The sequence below is a fragment of the Pseudobutyrivibrio ruminis HUN009 genome (assembly GCF_000703005.1).
Classification (GTDB): domain Bacteria; phylum Bacillota; class Clostridia; order Lachnospirales; family Lachnospiraceae; genus Pseudobutyrivibrio; species Pseudobutyrivibrio ruminis_A.
Window position 1 is genome coordinate 1261023 of sequence record NZ_JNLH01000001.1, and the last position, 17320, is coordinate 1278342.

Annotated in this window: 15 protein-coding genes; all 15 read left to right on the forward strand. The window is 39.2% G+C overall.

What is annotated here, in order from left to right; translation table 11 throughout:
- Positions 1-61 precede the first annotated feature (61 nt).
- The 15 genes from BO15_RS0105750 to glpK all read left to right on the forward strand — a co-directional run bounded on the left by BO15_RS0105750 (position 62) and on the right by glpK (position 17286).
- Positions 62-1330, forward strand: coding sequence for a S41 family peptidase (locus BO15_RS0105750; RefSeq protein ID WP_033153158.1), 1269 nt, complete (start codon positions 62-64; stop codon positions 1328-1330).
- 38 nt (positions 1331-1368) lie between these two features.
- Positions 1369-2506 (forward strand): peptide chain release factor 2 gene (gene prfB / locus BO15_RS0105755; RefSeq protein WP_099047347.1). Its coding sequence is split into 2 segments (ribosomal slippage): positions 1369-1443 and positions 1445-2506, totalling 1137 coding nucleotides; the frame shifts between segments, so codons are not numbered across the junction.
- 83 nt (positions 2507-2589) lie between these two features.
- A complete protein-coding gene (locus BO15_RS0105760; protein ID WP_033153163.1) occupies positions 2590-3033 on the forward strand; it encodes an ACT domain-containing protein in 444 nt (147 codons plus the stop codon).
- Positions 3034-3037: 4 nt separating this feature from the next.
- Positions 3038-4234, forward strand: a complete 1197-nt coding sequence (locus BO15_RS0105765; protein WP_033153171.1) for a homoserine dehydrogenase — start codon at positions 3038-3040, stop codon at positions 4232-4234.
- A gap of 34 nt (positions 4235-4268) precedes the next feature.
- Entirely contained in the window at positions 4269-4871 is a 603-nt protein-coding gene (thrH, locus tag BO15_RS0105770; protein WP_033153186.1) for a bifunctional phosphoserine phosphatase/homoserine phosphotransferase ThrH, read from the forward strand.
- Between the two features lie 152 nt (positions 4872-5023).
- Positions 5024-6994 (forward strand): alpha-glucosidase, encoded by a 1971-nt coding sequence (locus tag BO15_RS0105775; protein WP_052169793.1) that lies wholly within the window; start codon positions 5024-5026, stop codon positions 6992-6994.
- 19 nt (positions 6995-7013) lie between these two features.
- The gene (locus tag BO15_RS0105780; protein ID WP_052169794.1) at positions 7014-8483 is read left to right on the forward strand and encodes an MFS transporter; all 1470 of its coding nucleotides are present in this window, start codon (positions 7014-7016) and stop codon (positions 8481-8483) included.
- Between the two features lie 28 nt (positions 8484-8511).
- Complete coding sequence (locus BO15_RS0105785; RefSeq protein WP_033153189.1) at positions 8512-9921, forward strand: SLC13 family permease; 1410 nt, start codon at positions 8512-8514, stop codon at positions 9919-9921.
- A 69-nt stretch (positions 9922-9990) separates the two neighbouring features.
- Positions 9991-10674 (forward strand): transaldolase family protein, encoded by a 684-nt coding sequence (locus tag BO15_RS0105790; RefSeq protein ID WP_033153190.1) that lies wholly within the window; start codon positions 9991-9993, stop codon positions 10672-10674.
- A 180-nt stretch (positions 10675-10854) separates the two neighbouring features.
- Complete coding sequence (locus BO15_RS0105795) at positions 10855-11712, forward strand: NAD(P)-dependent oxidoreductase (RefSeq protein ID WP_033153191.1); 858 nt, start codon at positions 10855-10857, stop codon at positions 11710-11712.
- A gap of 16 nt (positions 11713-11728) precedes the next feature.
- Positions 11729-12397, forward strand: a complete 669-nt coding sequence (locus BO15_RS0105800; protein ID WP_033153193.1) for a DUF4867 family protein — start codon at positions 11729-11731, stop codon at positions 12395-12397.
- On the forward strand, positions 12397-13737 hold the full coding sequence (locus BO15_RS0105805) for a fucose isomerase (protein ID WP_033153202.1): 1341 nt from the start codon (positions 12397-12399) through the stop codon (positions 13735-13737). Before BO15_RS0105800 ends, BO15_RS0105805 begins: the two co-directional genes overlap by 1 nt.
- A gap of 23 nt (positions 13738-13760) precedes the next feature.
- Positions 13761-14948, forward strand: a complete 1188-nt coding sequence (locus BO15_RS0105810) for an ROK family transcriptional regulator (RefSeq protein WP_033154724.1) — start codon at positions 13761-13763, stop codon at positions 14946-14948.
- A 210-nt stretch (positions 14949-15158) separates the two neighbouring features.
- Positions 15159-15737, forward strand: a complete 579-nt coding sequence (locus BO15_RS0105815; protein ID WP_033153204.1) for a glycerol-3-phosphate responsive antiterminator — start codon at positions 15159-15161, stop codon at positions 15735-15737.
- Positions 15738-15786: 49 nt separating this feature from the next.
- Positions 15787-17286 (forward strand): glycerol kinase GlpK, encoded by a 1500-nt coding sequence (glpK, locus tag BO15_RS0105820; protein ID WP_033153206.1) that lies wholly within the window; start codon positions 15787-15789, stop codon positions 17284-17286.
- Positions 17287-17320: the final 34 nt, after the last annotated feature.

Sequence of the window (17320 nt, forward strand, 5' to 3'; positions counted from 1 at the left end):
ACGGGGAGTGCCTTGGCAGTAGCTAAGGCACTCTTATCAATATAAAGGAAAGGCATTTGATATGAATACAGAATTCGAATCTAACTATTCACCTGAGCTCCAGGAAAAGCCAAAGAATAGTAAATGGCCTGTTGTAATAGGTACAACAGTCGGCATACTTGTTGGATTTTTACTTGCTACATTAGTGGCTGTTATCGTTTTATTTGGACGTAAGACATCTGTGTCAGATAGCTCGCAGGGAGTGATTGACACACTGACAGACGATTCAGCAACATCAGAAAGCAAACTACAGACAATCCTTTACATCATTAAGAATTACTACTATCAGGATGTAGATGATCAGACATTAATCGATGGTGTTTATGCTGGTATCGTAGAAAGTCTTGATGATCCATATTCTGCATACTATACAGCAGAAGAATACGAGGATTTAATGGATACACTTACAGGTAACTATGCCGGTATTGGTGCACTCCTTCAGAAGAACGCTGAAACAGGCGAAGTAGCAATCACAAAGGTATATGAAGATACACCTGCAGAGCAAGCTGGTCTACAGGAAGGCGATATCATAGTTTCAGCTGATGGAAACATTGCAACCGAAGAAGATTTGGATGTTTTTGTACAACATATCCGCGGTGAAGAGGGAACAGATGTTGAATTAGTCATTAATCGTGAAGGTGAAGAAATGACTGTCACATGCACACGTGCATCAATTTCAACACCTACTGTAGAGCATCAGATGCTTGATAATAATGTCGGTTATATTCAGGTTTCTCAGTTTACTGATGGAACATATGATGATTTTGTAGCAGCTTACGAAGACCTTGAAGCTCAGGGAATGACATCGGTTATTTTTGATATGAGAAATAACGGTGGTGGATTACTTGATTCAGTTGTTGATATTCTTGATTATCTTCTTCCAGAGGGAACTGTTGTATATACAATGGACAAGGCCGGAAATAGAGAAGATTACACATCAGATGCTGCCAATTATAAATCTATTCCAATGACAGTATTAGTTAATGGAAATACAGCATCAGCAGCTGAAATATTTACTGGCGCAATTCGTGATTTTGAGTACGGTACAATTATCGGCACACAGACATTTGGTAAAGGTATTGTTCAATCAACAATTCCTCTTACAGATGGATCTGCAGTAAAGCTTACAACTCAAACATACTACACACCTAGTGGAGAGTGCATCCACGGAACAGGTATTACACCAGACGAGGTTCTTGAGTACGAGTTTATGGGTGGTGAAGACGACCAATATAGTGTAGACTTAGATAACCAAATACAAAAAGCGTTAGAGGTTTTAGCTTCTAATTAATATTGATAATATTGCCATTATTGAAAAGAGGTGATTTCGTGATAGAACTTGATCAGTTCAAACAGCGTCTTGTGGCGCAGAAAAATTCTATGACGGAAGTGAGGGATTCACTTTGACGTCGCAGCTAAAAAAGCTCGTATAGAGGAGCTTGAGCGCGAAATGGAAGCACCAGATTTTTGGACAGATGCAGCAGCATCTACGGCCAAGATGAAGGAACTGAAATCCATGAAAGATGATGTTTCAATCATCGATAAACTAGAGGACTTATATAAAGAAATAGAAGACTATATAGAGCTTGGCAACGAGGAAGAGGACCAAGAAATCGTTGATACAGTAGCTGTGCTTATAGAGGAATTTGAGGATTCATTAGAGAAGCTTCGAATGAAGACTCTTTTATCTGGAGAGTACGATGCTTATAGCGCCATAGTTACACTTCATTCAGGCGCCGGCGGAGTTGAGGCTTGTGATTGGGTGCAGATGCTTTACCGTATGTATACCCGATGGGCTTCCGATGCCGGTTTCGAAGTAGATGAATTGGATTACCTTGAGGGTGATGAAGCGGGGATTAAATCCGTAACTTTCCAGGTGAATGGAGAAAATGCATATGGATATCTTAAATCAGAAAAAGGTATTCATAGACTTGTTCGTATTTCACCATTTAATGCTCAGGGAAAGCGACAGACTTCATTTGCTTCCTGTGATGTTATGCCAGACATCGAGGAAGATGTTGATGTAGAGATTAAGGATGATGATATTCGAGTTGATACTTATCGTTCTTCAGGCGCCGGCGGACAGCACATCAACAAAACTAGTTCAGCTATTCGTATTACACATTTCCCTACAGGAATTGTTGTAACATGTCAGAATGAACGAAGCCAACACCAAAACCGAGACAAAGCTATGCAGATGTTAAAAACAAAACTTCTTTTGTTAAAGCAAGAGGAGAATGCTGCAAAGGCCAGCGGAATTCGTGGTGAAGTTTCGGAAATAGGCTGGGGAAATCAAATTCGTTCTTATGTATTACAGCCTTACACAATGGTGAAGGATTTACGTACCGGCGAAGAGTCAGGAAACACTGATGCAGTGCTGGATGGTAAAATTACACCATTTATGAATGCTTATTTAAAATGGCTTTCACTTGGATGTCCAGATCGTGGAGCCACAGATATGAATTAACACTTGAAATAGGTAGCTTTTAATGTTATTATCTTCTGAACGAGTACAAATGTTTTTGTACGAAAGACACTTATGGAGGAGATATGGCAGAGAAAACTACCTATTTTGTTTTAAAAGAAAAAGCTGTACCGGAGGTATTGCTAAAGGTTGTGGCTGCTAAAAAGCTTCTAGCCACAGGAAAATGCGATTCTGTTCAAGATGCGACGGAGTCTGTAGGAATTAGTAGAAGTTCCTTCTATAAGTATAAGGATGACATATTTCCTTTTCATGAGGACACCAAGGGAAAGACTGTAAATATGGTTATCCAGCTAGAGGATGAGCCAGGTATTTTGTCTAGTGTATTGGATGAGATGGCTCATTTCCATGTAAATATTCTTACGATTCATCAGAGTATCCCTGTCGGGGGATTTGCAACTCTTACCATTTCGGTAGACGTTCTTGAAGATTCAGGGGATTTTTCAGATCTAGTTAGCGCAATTGAAAATGTTAACGGTGTCCATTACGTAAAAATATTAGCAAGGGAGTGACAACATGAAAGTAGCAATTATGGGATACGGAACTATTGGTTCTGGTGTAGCAAAAGTTCTTGATACTAACAGTGAAATCATCAAAGAGAGACTTGGTGAGCCACTAGAGCTTAAGTATATTCTTGACCTCAGAGATTTCCCTGGTGATCCACATGAGGATTGCTTTGTTAAGGATTACAAAGCAATAGCTAAAGACAAAGAAGTAAAAGTTGTTGTTGAAACTATGGGCGGTGTAGAGCCTGCATTTACTTTTGTCAAAGCTATGCTTGAAGCTGGCAAATCTGTTACTACATCAAATAAGGCACTTGTAGCGGACAAAGGTGCAGAGTTGATGAAAATAGCTAAAGTAAATGATGTTAACTTTGTATTTGAAGCTGCAGTAGGTGGCGGTATTCCAATTATTCGTACACTTACAGCTTGTCTTACTGGTGATGTTATCGAGGAGATTTCAGCTATTTGTAACGGTACTACAAACTACATGCTTACAAATATGGAGCAGTTTGGTAGTGACTACGATGAAATTTTAGCTGAAGCTCAGTCACTCGGTTACGCAGAGAAGGATCCAACAGCTGATGTTGAGGGACATGACAGTTGTAGAAAAATTGCTATTCTTACTTCCCTTGTTTCAGGTAAAAATGTAGATTTTAACGAGATTCCTACAGAAGGAATTAGTAAAATTACTGCAACAGATTTTAAATACGCAAAATCAATGGGATACAGCATAAAGTTGGTTGCTCGTAGCTCAAAGGTTGGGGATACTTATACATGTCGCGTAGCTCCATTTTTAGTAAAGCCTAGTCAGATGATATACCATGTGGCAGGTGTTATGAATGCAGTATCGGTACGTGGAAATATGCTTGGCGAATCTATGTACTACGGCGCAGGTGCTGGTGCTCTACCAACAGCTTCCGCAGTAGTTGGTGATATGGTTTTCCTTGCAAGAAATGTAGACAAACATGTTAGAATCGGTTGGTCAGCTGAAAAGCTTGAACTTGCAGATGCTAATGAGCAGAAATATAGATATTTCGTTAGAACTTCAGCTCTTCAATCAAATATTGAAAATGAATTTGAAAATGTAGAGTATGCAAATTTAGATTTGGATGATGAGACTGGATTTATTACAGCTGAGATGACAGAGCATGAGTTCAATGAAAGAAAAACTGCTCTAGGCGGTATAATATCCGCAATTAGATTCTATTAATTATTGCTGCTTGGGACACGATTGGGAGGATATTATGTTTGTTACATGTTTGGATTTAGAGGGTGTTTTAGTACCAGAGATTTGGATTGCATTTGCAAAAGCCACAGGAATTCCTGAGCTTGAAAAGACCACAAGAGATGAACCTGATTATGATAAGCTTATGAATTATCGAATAGGAATTTTAAAAGAACACGGTCTTGGATTAAAAGAGATTCAGGAAACTATTGCAGGTATTGACCCACTTCCTGGAGCAAAGGAGTTTTTAGATAAGCTTAGAGCGCATGGACAGGTAATTATTATCAGCGATACATTTTCACAGTTTGCAGGACCGCTTATGGAAAAGCTTGGCATGCCAACTATTTTCTGTAATGAATTAGTAGTTGCAGATGATGGAGAAATCACAGGATACAAGATGAGATGTGAGAAGAGCAAGCTTACCACAGTTCGTGCTTTACAATCTTGTGGATTTGAAACAATCGCAAGCGGTGATAGCTTCAATGATTTAGCCATGATTGAAGCATCTAAAGCTGGATTTCTTTTTAGAACAACAGATGCAATCAAAAAGGATTACCCACAGTATCCTGCATTTGAAGAATATGATGATTTATATGAAGCAATTGTAGAAGCCCAAAAATAGGGCTTCTATTTTTGTGTATTTTTTTAGCTATAAATAAGGGGAAAATGGTTGATAAAAAGGACTCATTAAACTAAAATAGGTTTAAATTAATTAAGAGAGTTAATCAAATACACAAAGGGGGAATTACTATAGTAGATTACAATAATTTTTCAGTGGAAGTTGGATTTGGCGAAAACAACTTCACTATGGATAGAGGTAGCTTTAAATACAAGCAGAAGATTTACTGGAAAGAAAAATGCAAGATAGTTTCGAAACAGAAAACTGAAAATGGCGTTGAAGTAATTCTTTCGGCATCCAGTAAGAATCAAACATTCAAATTAGTTTTGTCAGAGGATGGCGATAAAAAGGAATTAAGCATGGTTCATCTAGAAGGTAATCATGAGGAAGTGAACAGGTTTTGGCTTACATTTCCTACCAACAGTAAGGAGCATATTTACGGCTGCGGAGAAACATATTCAGAGTTTGATTTGAAAGGACAAAATGTAAGGATTTGGGTTGCCGAGCATCAGAATGCAAATCGTATTTCAAAAAAGATTATCAAAGAAAAGATAAGAGGGAAACGTCCTAATAAAAAGCTTAAATTTGATAAATACGAATCGTATTATGTTCAGCCTACATTTATTTCATCTGATAAGTATTACATTCATGTTGATATGAATGCATATGGTGAATTTGATTTCACAAAGCCTGATTCTATTACTCTTTACACCCAGGAACTTCCTCATATATATAGTGAAAAAGCAGATAGTTTTGTGGAGTTATCAGAAAAGCTTACATCTCTTCTTGGAAGACAGCGTAAACTACCTGACTGGGTTTATGACGGTGGCATAATCGCTATGCAAGACTGGGTGAAGGATGGAGACAAAGTTGTAGAAGGTCATGATGGCTGTGGCAATATTGATCGTAAGCTTAAGGAATTAGATGAGGCTGGCGCAAAGGTTGTAGGTGTTTGGTGCCAAGACTGGTGTGGATGTAGATGTACTGGATTTGGTTATCAGGTAATGTGGAACTGGAGATATAGTGAGGAGCAATATCCAAATCTTCCAGACAAAATAAAAGAGTGGAAATCCAAAGGCGTTCGCTTCCTGGGATACATTAATCCTTTCATTGCTCTTGAAAAAGACATATATCAGGAAGCCAAAGAAAAGGGGTACTGCGTTAAAAATAAAAATGGGGAAGATTATTTAGTTACTATTACCACTTTTCCGGCAGCGATGGTTGATTTCACAAATCCAGCAGCCTATGAATGGTACAAAAGTCTTATAAAGGAAAACATGATTGGTATAGGCATGGGCGGATGGATGGCAGATTTTGGAGAATATCTTCCAGATGATGCAGTGTTATTCAACGGAGATGCAAAATTTCTCCATAACAGCTGGCCTGCTATATGGGCAAAGCTTAATCGAGAGGCGATAGAAGAGTGCGGTGCCCAAGATGAAGTTTTCTTTTTCACTAGAGCAGGATACACAGGAACGGTTAAGGATTCAGCGATGATGTGGACAGGAGACCAGCATGTGGATTGGTCAATCGATGATGGAATGCCATCGGTAATACCTGCAACATTATCTCTGGCCATGTCAGGATTTGGCATATCTCATTCAGATGTTGGTGGTTACACCACTATCATGCACATGCGCCGCTCCGAGGAATTGCTTATGCGATGGGAGGAAATGAATGTTTTCTCTCCATTGTATAGATTTCATGAAGGCAATCAGCCGGGAAATAATGTTCAGTTTAATGATGACAAAGAGCTGTTGGCTCATTTAGCTAAGTGTACAAAATGGCATTCAGCATTGGCTGATTATTTAAAGGGGTTAGTAAGTCAGACTACTGAAAAAGGTACACCGGTGATGAGACCGATTTTTTATCACTATGATGAGCCATGGGCATATAGTGAAACAACAGAATATCTTTTGGGAAGAGATATTCTTGTTGCACCTGTTCTTAAAGCGGGGGCTAAAGGCAGGAACGTAACTTTACCGGATGATACATGGGTTCACTTATTCACAGGGGAAGAATATAAAAAAGGAACCGTGTACGTGGATGCTGAAATAGGACAGCCACCGGTATTTGTTAGAAAAGAATCATCGGATTTAGATTTTTTGAGGGGGATAATTAAATAAGGTTTAGGAGGTTTTTACTATGGGGAAAAACAGGGAGAATAGTTTCCTAGCAAAATGCTCTTATGGTTTTGCAGACATCTATGGCGGTGGTGCATTTGTAGTTATCAGTACTTTTTTTACAGTATTTCTAACAAAAGCACTTGGCATGTCACCAGCGCTAGCAGGAACAATTCCGTTGATTGGAAAAGTATGGGACGCTATCACAGATCCTATTATGGGAAACATTGTTGATAGAACCAGCTCCAGATTTGGTGCCAAAAGATTCTATATCTTGTTGGGAAGCATTATTTCTGCAATTACATTTTTGTTATTGTGGACAAGTGTTGGCGGCCAAAGCACTGGTGGCCAGTACGCATATTATGTATTGATGTATATGCTTTTCTCAACTGGTTTTACTATTGTTATGGTTCCATATAATGGCCTTTTGCCAGATATGGTTGATGACTATGTAAAACGTGGAAGCTTTTCCGGTATCAGAACAGTCTTTTCTAGTTTGGGCGCCATAATTGCTGGTTTGGTTCCAACGATTATCATTAAGGATAACACAAATGCTTCTCAGTATTTTTTAGTTGCTGTTATTTTTTCAATCATATTCTTTGTGGTTATCTTGCTTACATTTTTAGGAACATGGGAAAGAGAGAAAGAACCTGTAAATGTTCCATTAAAGAAGAGCCTTGTTCAGTCTTTTACAGTATATAAAAGCTTTTCATTTAAACTGTTTATCTGCATATTCTTAGCAGGTCAAGGTGCAGCGGATTTCGTCACAGGACTTGCTGTATATTACGTTGATGATGTTTTGAACGCATACTCGGGTGGTCGTTTTACTATCATGATGGGAGTGCTTTTGCTTGCACAATTTTCTGGCACTATAATTTTTTCAATTGTAATGCCACGTACATCAAAGAAATTCCCAATTTTGGTAGGATTTCCAGTCAGAATATTGGCAACGATAGCATTGCTCTTCTTCTCATATGAGGGGGCACCATTTGCAATCATTTTGGTTCTATCATTCATCATTGGTCTTGGTATGGCAGCATCATCGGTTAGCATTTATGCAATTCTATCTGATATGGCAGATGTAGATGAATTAATCACATCTATCAGCAGGCCAGGAATCGTTTCTGGAATGGCTACATTCATCAGAAAAATAGCAACTGGTCTTAGCTCAACAATCATTGGTTTGTTGCTTATGATGATAGGATACGACGAGACATTAGCTTCGGATAAGCTTCGCCAGGCTGCATCAACACAGGCAGGCATTACCCAGCTATACGTGTGGGCACCAATTGTCCTTATGGTTCTTACCATCATATTTGCAATCATATTCCCAATGAACAAAAGGGAGTTTGATATTGTGAAAAAAGAAATCGCAAGAAGAAAAGGTGAAGATAGCAGCAAGGCTACAGATGAAGAAATAAAAGTCTGCGAGAAAGTAACAGGCTTTAAATATAATGAGCTTTGGAAGAAGGAAAATGCTGTAAAACTGTAATATAGATACAGCAGATTTGGGGGAAATAATGAATACAAGAAAAAGGCTGTTTTCACTATGTCTGGGACCAATTCTATTTCTATTGGTTTCATTAGGCTTAGGGAAAAGTGGCTTTATGAATTACACGGCAGCTAAAGGCTTGGGAACAGCACTTTGGATGATATATTGGTGGGTAACTCGTCCGGTGGATATCACAGTTACAGCTTTGCTGCCTGGGGTTATAAATGCAATATTCAATATTGTACCAATGGAAGATGTTATTAGTCAGTATGCGTCAAGCAGTATCATTCTGATATTTGGCTCCTGCCTTTTAACGGCACCTTGGTCTCAGATTGGTTTGGATAAAAGAATATCGCTAAAGGCGCTGACATTAATAGGTCCATCTATGAAATCACAGATTACAGTGTGGCTACTTGCAGCTGTAGTGCTTTCAAATATGATGCCAAATGTTGTTGTAGTAGCAATATTTACACCAATAGCTGTGTCTATGCTTGCAGCAGCTGGATACAAGGATATAAAAAATTGCGAAGTCGCTACTCCGATCTTATGTGCGATAGCATGGGGCTCTCAGGTAGGTGGCGCAGGCACGCCATTAGGCGGCGCCATGAACATCACGGCAATTTCTTTTATAGAAGAATACACTGGCCAAGAGTTTATGTATGTAGATTGGCTAATAAATATGCTTCCATACACTGTCGTTGCAACGGCAGTTGTGTTAGTGGCAATGCTGTTGCAACCACTTAAAACAGATTCTCTTTCAGGAACGAAGGAGTATTTTGAAAAGTGCTACGCCCAATTGGGCCCAATGAAAAAGGATGAGAAAGTAAGTCTAATTCTCTTTATAGCGGCAATGGTTGGTTCATTTATCAGACCGTTATATGCAGATATTCTTCCAGGACTTGTGCCAGCATACCTATTTTTAATACTTGGATTTTTAAACTTTGTAATAGTATCAGCGGAAAATAAGGAGATGCTTCTCACTTGGGATAGAGCGCAGCAAGAAGTTATGTGGGGCATGCTTCTTCTATTTGCAGGAGGTCTTGCTTTAGGGCAGATTCTTACAGGTTCTGGAGCAAACGATACAATTGCAAATCTTATTGCGTCCTTGCAACTTGCAGGAGGATTCGAAACTATCGCTATATTTGCAATCTTTGCATGTGTGGTTTCTGAGATGACAAACAGTACGGTATCCGCGGCTGTTACATTACCAATAGTTATAGGAGTAATTAGCAAGCTGGGACTCAACCCATTGCCTTATGTTTTTGCAACAGCAATGGCTATGAATTATGAGTCACTTCTTCCAGTATCAGTAAGGGCAATATCAGTATCTTACGGACTCGATCCAGCAAAGCTTATGAGAAAAGGATTGCCGGTTACAGTGCTGAGAATGATGACTGCGATAATAGTTGGATTTATTTCTGTGATAATCCTTGATTAAAAAAGATAAAGAGTTATTATAATAATTAATTAAAAGCGTTAATTAAATGCAAATTGGGAGGTAATTAAAATGAAATTTTTCTTAGACAGTGCGAAACTCGATGAAATCAAATATGCGTACAACACATTTGGAATTGATGGAGTAACAACAAATCCACGCCACATTATGTTAAGTGGTAAGCCATTTATGACAGCAATCACAGATATTGCTAATTGGATTAAAGAAGAGGGATTAGAAGGAGTTGATAAATTCCCAGTATCAGTAGAAATTAATCCACATCTTACAGACACAGAAGAGATGCTTAAGATGGCTCGCGAAGTTGCAAAGATTAGTCCAAACTTTGTAATCAAGATTCCAGCAATTGAATCTGGTATTGCAGCAGCTCGCATTCTTGAAAAAGAGGGAATTCGCACAAATGTAACTCTTGTATTTTCACCAGCACAGGCAATACTTCCAGCAAAGAATGGTTCACTTTTTGTTTCACCATTCATCGGATGGAAGGAAGCAAACGGTGAAGATTGCAAGCAATATATCAAAGATATCGTAGATATTTACAAGAACTATGGTTACTACGGTAAAACAGAAATCATTTGCGCAGCTATCCGTACACCAAAGCAAATTGCTGACTGCGCCGTAGCAGGTGCCGACATCGTAACTACAGGCCTAGCAGTATATCAGGATTGCATGAAGCATGCATACACAACCCAGGGCCTTGGTACATTCTGTGATGCCTGGGATGCGACTGCTAAATGACGAACGAAGTGAAGTTATTTAGTAGTCTAGCAGGAAGCTGCGAAGCAGACCCTGCATTAATCGACTGCTAAATAGCGAGAGAAACGAAGCTATTTAGTAGTCTAGCAGGAAGCTGCGAAGCAGACCCTGCATTACGTAACAGCAGTCGTAGTCTAGGTGGAAGGACGGAATGGAGAGGATATGAAGATTGGTTTTATAGGACTCGGTATTATGGGCGAGTCAATGTGTGAGAATATTGTAAAGAAGCATGACGACGATGTTTATGCATTTGATTTTGTAAAAGAGAAAGTTGACTTGCTTGCGTCAAAGGGGGCAAAGCCATGCGAAAATTCCAATGAACTTGCAAAAGCATGCGACGTTATTATTTCTATGGTTCCAAAGAGTGAACACTCACGTGCGGTCTATGAAGGAATTTTAGAAAATCTTGATAGCAGCAAGTTCTGCATAGATATGAGTACAATTGATCCTAGCGTTTCAGTAGAGATTTCTGAAATGGTAAAAAAGACAGGAGCACACTTTATTGATGCTCCAGTTGTAAAGAGTAAGCCTGCTGCTATTGCTGGTACACTTGGAATCTATGTAGGTGGTAGTGAAGAAGACTATGAAAAAGCTCTTCTAATACTTAAATACATGGGAGAAAACGTTATTCACATGGGTGATAACGGTAAAGGTCTTGTAATGAAGATTTGCCACAATGCACTTGTTTCACAGATTCAGAATGGTGTAAACGAGACCATTACTCTTGCAAAGGCAAACGGAATTTCAATTCCTACTTTTGCTCAGGCTATTTCATATGGTGGCGGTCAAAACTTCTACTTGGATGGACAGGCATCTAAGCTTGACGCAGAGGATTATACAACAGCATTCTCCATTGAAAACATGGCAAAAGATGTAAACATTTGCTGTAATCTTGCAAAAGAGTGCAAAGTAAATATGCCTGGTGAAGAGAATGCACGTCGAGTATATCAAACAGCTCTTGATAAGGGCATGGGTAAGGAAGATTTCCGAGCAACAATTAAGGTTGTAAGAGAACAGTAAATTAATTGGGGGAATTATGTTAGCACATCTAAATGAAGTGAATGATGTAAAAATCCTTTCTGTGTTTGATGATGAGTTCAAAACCTATGGAAATGTTGTAACAGGTTATAATTTCAATGAACTAATTGCGTATATGGAAAAGGATACAGATATTCCGGAGAATGGAAATATATATGTTGCATCAGTACCTGAAATGGACAAAGCTAATATCGTAAATGCGATAAGAAATGAAATCTATGGGGGCATGCCAATTCAGGTAGGTTATTGCAATGGAAGAAATACCACATACAATGGCTTTGAATATCACAAAGGAAGCGAGATAAATGTGGCTGTTACTGATTTTATGTTAGTGCTTGGTCATACATGGTTGATTGCTGAAGATGGTACTTACAAAGTAGAAGACGCAAGAGTCTTTTTCGTACCAAAAGGCACAGCAATAGAAATGTTTCAAACTACACTTCATTTATCACCTTGCAGAGTTTACGATGAAGGCTTCAAGGGAATAGTTATTTTACCCCAGGGGACAAATACACCTCTAGAATCAAAACCTGCAAATCGTGATGGAGAAAACAAACTGCTTCTTCAGAAGAATAAATGGGTGATCGCTCATCCAGAGCGTGAACCACTTATTAAACAGGGAGCATTTCCAGGACTAATAGGAGAAAACAAGGAGTTAAAGTACTGATGAAATTTCAAGCTATTTACGTACCAATTGGTGTCGGCACATATGAAATGATGACAGCGCATGAGCAGTTTAATAATTCAATTGAACTGCTAAAGTCAATTGATGAGGATATCGTTGTTCCAGATGATATTCTTCTAACAGTTGATGCTGTTGCTGAGTTTATCAAAGACAAAAATCCAAATCTTGTAATATTGCAGAATATAACTTTTGCCAATGCAGCATATGCAAGTGAAATACTTAGACACTTTGATTGTCCAATTCTTCTTTGGACTCTTCGTGAGCCTGTGATTGATGGAACACGTTTGAGAAGCAATTCGCTTACGGGAGCATACTCTGCAGCAAATGCTATTTGTGCATTTAGGGGTGAAGGAAAGTTTGAGCATGTATTTGGAGCACCTTCAGAGGAAAAGGTTAAGAAAGCCCTGACAGCAACAATTGCTGCAGCAAAAGTAAAAGTGGAGCTTACAGGCTTAAAAATGTCTGCCATTGGTCATACTCCTCAGGGGTTTGGTTTTGGTAGAGCTCTTGATGCTGAGCTTATGAGCAGGTTTGGGGTTACTCTTGAGGCAATTGAGGCAAGAGAACTTATTAACAAAGCAATGAAATACACAGACGAAGAATGCAAGGAATATCTTGAAGATGCTAAACGTCAGGTAGTTGGTCTTTCAAATATGCCTGAGCAGAATATCAAAGACTTTGCACGTCTTTATAAAGCATACAAAACATACGTAGAAGATAATCACATTGGTGCAATATCCAGCAGATGCTGGCCAGATTTCTTTACAGAATTTGGTACACCGGTATGTATGGTGCTGTCTTTGCTCAATGCAATCAACATCCCTGCAAGCTGTGAGGCTGATGTATATGGCGCTCTTTCAATGTTCATTGGAACTGCATTTACTGGAGAATCCACATTTTTTGGAGATCCAGTATCCATGGATGAAGAGGAAAGCTCAATAACATTCTGGCATTGTGGAATGGCAGCTTGTAATTTGGCAAGATGCGATACAGGTGCAACTGTAGGCGTTCATCCAAATAGAAAAATTGGTCCTGTTATGGACTTTGGCTGTAAGTCTTCTGATGAAGCAACAATTTTCAGAGTAGGTCGTACGGCAGAGGGGAAGTTCCGCTTCTTTATTGCAGACGGAGAAGTTATGGATAAGCCAAAGCAATTTAATGGTGCGTCTATTGTAGTAAAGACAAATGAGTCTGCTGAAAAGATAGTAAAGGAAACTATTAAGCATGGCTGGGAGCCACACTATGTTGTAATCTATAAAAACATAGCGGATGAGTTGGAAAAACTAGGAAATATGCTAGATATAGAAGTTGTTCGCTTCTGAGCAAATGGTGTAAAATAATGGGCATGAAATATCAGGGAATCAATTTAGGAAACGTAAAAATTAGTAACCGATCTTCAATTCTCCGATTACTCAATAACAATGGAGCAATGTCAAGAAAAGACATATCTGAGGCGGTTGGTTTAACAGCCGCCTCTGTTACTCTGATAACCACTGAGCTTTTGGAAGAAGGCGTTATTGTTGAACTTGGAGAAGCAGAAGAGGAAAAGCGTGCAGGCCGCAAGAAAATTCTTGTGGATATTAACCATGCATATAAAAATGTTCTGTGCATTGCTATTGAGGCTGATGAAACATATATCTCGGTTACAGATTTAAGAGGCAATGTAACATGTGGCTATTCAATGCCTACAGATAAAAAAACAATGCCAGAAGTATTTCTTAAAAAAATCACTTCCGAGTGCAAAAGAATCCTTTGGGAGAATGACATTCTCAAGGATACAATTCTTGGCGTGGCAGTAACTGTTCCAGGAAAAGTAGATAGAGCACGTGGAATTTCCCTGAATACCTACAATATTTGGACAGACGAAGTTAGGATTGCAGATATTGTTAAAGATGAGCTGAGTTTTCCAATTATCGTTGAGAATAACTTAAAAGCTTATGCTCAAAGTGAAATTTACTTTGGAAAAGGAAAAGAAGAAGGTAATCTGCTTCTTTTGAAGTGGGGGCCAGGTGTTGGTTCAGCTATAATTGTTGATCAACACATTTACCAAGGTGCTAATGGTATGGCGGCAGAAATTGGTCACATGACTTCTGGTGAAGACAGAGTTTGCAATTGCGGAAGAAAAGGTTGTTTGGAAGCCTACATTTCAACGCATGCAATTATCAACGATATAAAAGCATCAGATAAGACTATGCCTTGTCTTCGGGAATGGATTGCAAAAGGCAATCAGATGACACCTATGAACATAAAGGAGTGGAGTGGTCTTGGTGACTTACCACTTAAAGAAATTTTAGACGAAAAGATACACCGTCTTGCTCACAATGTTCGCAACGCAATCAGCTTAATCGATCCAAACAGAGTGGTTCTCATTGGTTATATGTTCGATATACCGGGCATTTATGATAGCTTCATTGAAGCCTACAAGCAGTTTGATGATAGAATATCTAATGATTTCTTTGTCAAATCAGAACTGTCAGAAAGAATTAATCATACAGAAGGATTAGCTGTAGTTTTAGAAGAATTATTTTTCTAATTACAAATTTGTCAATTATTTACACTTAGGCTTGGGAATTCAATAAAAATATATTGATATTTCCCAAATCTAAGTGTATTATTAACTTACAAGATAATATGTGCCCGTGAGAGAAGAGAATGTGGCTGTGATAAGGATTTTCTCCTTGTCTATTTAGACATATTCTTTTTTTATGTCTAAATAAAGACAGTAGTATTAGGAGAATAAACTATGAACAGAGAGTTTATCGAAAAACTAGAGAACAATCCAGTTATTGCAGCAGTCAAAGACGATAAAGGCCTTGAAAAAGCCTTAAAGACAGAGTGCGAAATAATCTTCATTCTGTATGGGGATATTTGCAACATCTCTGACATCGTTGAGGAAATTAAGTCAGACGGCAAGGTGGCTATGGTGCACATGGATTTAATAGCAGGCCTCGGTAGTGGTAAGGATGTTGCAGTAGACTACATCAAGAATACCGTCAAAGCGGATGGAATAATTACCACTAAAGGAAGCTTGATAGAGCGAGCAAATCAGCTTGGAATGTACACAGTGCTCAGGTATTTCGTGATAGATAGTATGGCTCTTGTTAATATCGAAAAGCAGGACCGTCACGGAATAGCTCAGCCAGATGTCATCGAGATTCTCCCTGGAATAGTTCAGCCAAAGATTATCAAAAAGATAAACAGTATTAGCAAGGTTCCAGTTATTGCTGGAGGACTTATTTCAGATAGAGAAGATGTTATGAATGCGCTTAATAATGGGGTGCTTGCAGTATCTTCTACAAATGAAGCAGTCTGGGAGCTATAGCGCAACACCAGGTATTTCTACCAAATGATAGAAGGAGTAGTGGAGTATAATGGGTAAATATGTAATGGCATTAGATGCCGGAACAACAAGCAACAGATGTATTCTGTTTAATGAAAAAGGAGAGATGTGTGCAGCGGTCAATAAAGAATTCACACAGTTCTTTCCGCAGCCTGGTTGGGTAGAGCATGATGCAAACGAAATCTGGCAGACACAGCTATCAGTAGCTCGTGAAGCAGTCAGAAGCATCGGTGCAACAGCAGATGATATTGCTGCAATCGGTATTACAAATCAAAGAGAAACAGTTATTGTTTGGGATAGAGCTACAGGCCAGCCAATATATCATGCAATAGTTTGGCAGTGCCGTAGAACATCGGATTTTGCTGAGCAAATGAAAGGCAAAATTCCAGGAATCGTTGAAAAGTTCCAGTCAAAAACAGGATTAAAGTTTGATCCTTATTTTTCAGGAACAAAGCTCAGATGGATTCTTGATAATGTAGAGGGAGCTCGTGAAAAAGCTGAAAGAGGCGAGCTTTGTTTTGGAACAGTAGATTCCTGGTTGATATACAAGCTTACCAAAGGCAAGGTTCACGTTACAGATTACTCAAATGCATCAAGAACACTTTTGTTCAACATCAACACTCTTGAGTGGGATGAGGAGCTTTGCCAGATACTTGATATTCCAATGAGCATGCTTCCAGAGGTAAAGCCTTCAAGCTGCATATACGGAGAGTCAGATCCAGAATTTTTTGGTGGCCCAATTCGTATCGCAGGCGCTGCAGGTGATCAGCAGGCTGCATTGTTTGGACAGACATGCTTCAATGAGGGCGATGCTAAAAACACATATGGCACAGGTTGCTTCATGTTAATGAACACAGGCGAAAAGCCAATCTTCTCAAAGAATGATTTGCTTACTACTATTGCTTGGGGCTTGGATGGAAAAATTACTTATGCTCTTGAAGGCTCAGTATATGTTGCAGGCGCTGCTATTCAGTGGCTTCGTGATGAGCTCAAGGTAGTTGATTCATCACCTGATTCAGAATACTTTGCAACTAGAGTAAATGATACAAATGGATGTTATGTAGTTCCAGCCTTCACAGGTCTTGGCGCTCCATACTGGGATCCATATGCAAGAGGCGCAATCACAGGTCTTACACGTGGTGTTAACAAATACCATATAATCAGAGCTACACTTGAATCACTTGCATATCAAACATATGATGTTTTACATGCTATGGAGCTTGACTCAGGAAAGCACCTCAACTCATTAAAGGTTGACGGTGGTGCATCAAACAACAACTTCCTGATGCAGTTCCAGTCTGATATAATAAATACAAACGTAGTTCGTCCTTGCTGTGTAGAAACAACAGCTATGGGTGCTGCATACTTGGCAGGACTTGCTGTTGGCTATTGGGACAGCAAAGAAGACGTCATCAAGAACTGGGGCATCTGCCGCGAGTTCAAGCCAGAGATGACAGACGAAAAGCGTAAGGAAGCCCTCAAGGGATGGGCAAAGGCAGTTGCAGCCACAAGAGGTTGGGCTAAAGACTGATTAATTAAATAATATGATACCGTGAGATTGGAGT

Excerpts from the sequence above, each read along its gene's own strand:
- BO15_RS0105750 (WP_033153158.1), top strand. The coding sequence starts at position 62 with ATGAATACAGAATTCGAATCTAACTATTCACCTGAGCTCCAGGAAAAG.
- BO15_RS0105760 (WP_033153163.1), top strand. The coding sequence starts at position 2,590 with ATGGCAGAGAAAACTACCTATTTTGTTTTAAAAGAAAAAGCTGTACCG.
- BO15_RS0105765 (WP_033153171.1), top strand. The coding sequence starts at position 3,038 with ATGAAAGTAGCAATTATGGGATACGGAACTATTGGTTCTGGTGTAGCA.
- thrH (WP_033153186.1), top strand. The coding sequence starts at position 4,269 with ATGTTTGTTACATGTTTGGATTTAGAGGGTGTTTTAGTACCAGAGATT.
- BO15_RS0105780 (WP_052169794.1), top strand. The coding sequence starts at position 7,014 with ATGGGGAAAAACAGGGAGAATAGTTTCCTAGCAAAATGCTCTTATGGT.
- BO15_RS0105785 (WP_033153189.1), top strand. The coding sequence starts at position 8,512 with ATGAATACAAGAAAAAGGCTGTTTTCACTATGTCTGGGACCAATTCTA.
- BO15_RS0105790 (WP_033153190.1), top strand. The coding sequence starts at position 9,991 with ATGAAATTTTTCTTAGACAGTGCGAAACTCGATGAAATCAAATATGCG.
- BO15_RS0105795 (WP_033153191.1), top strand. The coding sequence starts at position 10,855 with ATGAAGATTGGTTTTATAGGACTCGGTATTATGGGCGAGTCAATGTGT.
- BO15_RS0105800 (WP_033153193.1), top strand. The coding sequence starts at position 11,729 with ATGTTAGCACATCTAAATGAAGTGAATGATGTAAAAATCCTTTCTGTG.
- BO15_RS0105805 (WP_033153202.1), top strand. The coding sequence starts at position 12,397 with ATGAAATTTCAAGCTATTTACGTACCAATTGGTGTCGGCACATATGAA.
- BO15_RS0105810 (WP_033154724.1), top strand. The coding sequence starts at position 13,761 with ATGAAATATCAGGGAATCAATTTAGGAAACGTAAAAATTAGTAACCGA.
- BO15_RS0105815 (WP_033153204.1), top strand. The coding sequence starts at position 15,159 with ATGAACAGAGAGTTTATCGAAAAACTAGAGAACAATCCAGTTATTGCA.
- glpK (WP_033153206.1), top strand. The coding sequence starts at position 15,787 with ATGGGTAAATATGTAATGGCATTAGATGCCGGAACAACAAGCAACAGA.